The organism is Aquimonas voraii, from assembly GCF_900101825.1.
Taxonomy (GTDB): Bacteria; Pseudomonadota; Gammaproteobacteria; order Xanthomonadales; family Xanthomonadaceae; genus Aquimonas; species Aquimonas voraii.
Genome location: NZ_FNAG01000035.1, coordinates 1 through 1,670 on the forward strand (window position 1 = coordinate 1; position 1,670 = coordinate 1,670).

The window sequence follows — 1,670 nt, forward strand, 5'->3', positions numbered from 1 at the left end:
AGCGAGGACAGCGAGACGCTCGGCATCGCCAAGCGTGCGACGGCGACCACGCTGGCATCGACGCCGGCGGACGACCAGCAGGCGGGCCAGACGGTGACCTGGACGGTGGGCGTGAGCGCGGTCGGCGGCGCGGCGACCACGCCGCTCGGCGGCGAGGTCTTCGTCTGCCCGAGCTCGGCACCGAGCTGCGATGCGCTGAGCGCGGTCTGCACGATCACGCTGCCGGCCACGAGCTGCGAGCTGAGCTACGACCTGCCGCAGACGGTGGAGCTGGTGGCGCGCTATGCGGGCGACGACAACTACGCGACGAGCTCTTCGGGCGCCGACAGCATCAGCATCGAAAAGCGTGACAGCACGATCGCCATCACCAGCGATCTGTCGGCGCAGACGCCGGCGGGCGCGCCGGTGACGGTGGCCTTCGATGTCGACGGCGGTCATCAGACCTACGACGGCACGGTGACGGTGACGGCGACGCTGGCGAGCCCGGCGGCGAGCGCGAGCTGCGGCCCGGTGAGCGTGGACCCGGCGACCGGCGTGGGCAGCTGCGTGATCGAAGGTGCGGCGGGCTTCGTGCGCGCCGGCAGCTGGAGCGTGGTGGCGGAGTACGCGGGTGACGACAACGACGCGGCTTCGAGCTCGGCGGCGGTGACGCATCCGGTGGGTCCTGCGACGACCGAAATCGTGCTGGTGTCCAACCCGGATCCCAGCCGCTACGGCGAACCCTTTGCCCTCACTGCCACGGTGACCAGCAGCACCGGCATCGTGCCGACCGGCCAGGTGGAGTTCTTCAACCACCTGGGCGTGTCGATGGGCTTCCTGCCGCTGGATGCCAGTGGGCAGGCGACAATGAACGCACCGGCCAATCTGCCGGCGGGCCTCTACAGCGGCAGCAGCTCGCCCTTCCGCGCCTTCAAGGCGGTGTTCATCGAGAACGCCGACTTCGATACCAGCGTGGATCCGAGCGAGACCCACACCATCGGCGCGGCGGACGTTGCTCTGACGATCAGCAGCGACAGCCCGACCCTTGCGGCAGGCGCGGCGAACTTCAGTGTCGAGGTGTCGACGCAGTCGCCGGCACAGGGTGCACCTACGGGCACCGTCAGCCTGAGCATCGTCGGCCCCGCGCCCTCCACCGATGTTGCGGCGACCTGCAGCGGCCTCGCCCTGTCGGCCAGCGGCGCCAACAGCAGCAGCGCAAGCTGTAGCCGCGTGCTGGCTGCGAAGGGCAGCTATGCGGTGAGTGCGACCTACGACAACGTCGATGGCAACTACGCCGATACCGGCAGCGCCAGTGGCCAGATCACCCACGTGGTCGAGGGTGTGCCGACCAGCCTGTCGCTCGCTGCGACCGTGCCTCCGGCGCCGGTCTATGGTCAGAGCGTGGATATCCCGTTCACCGTCGGCGGTGGTGTGACGCCCTTCCTCGGTACGGTTTCGGTGTCGATCAACGGCGCCGAGATTTGTGCGGCCGTGGGCGTCGACCCGAGTACGGGTGCCGGCGCGTGTTCGGCCTATCTGCCGGTGACCGCCGGCAGCTACAGCGTGTCGGCCGCCTACAGCGGTGATATCGATGAAGCCAGCAGCACCGCCACTTCCAGTTTCACCGTGGCCAAGCAGACGCCGACGGTGGGTCTGAGCCTGGGCCCGGATCCGGTGAGCGCGGGCTCGAC

General features: G+C 69.4%; 1 protein-coding gene. It reads left to right on the forward strand.

Annotated features, from left to right (window positions below; all coding sequences use genetic code 11):
* Positions 1–1,670: Ig-like domain repeat protein (locus BLP83_RS18085; protein WP_143006792.1), on the forward strand; the 1,670-nt coding region annotated here is incomplete at both ends.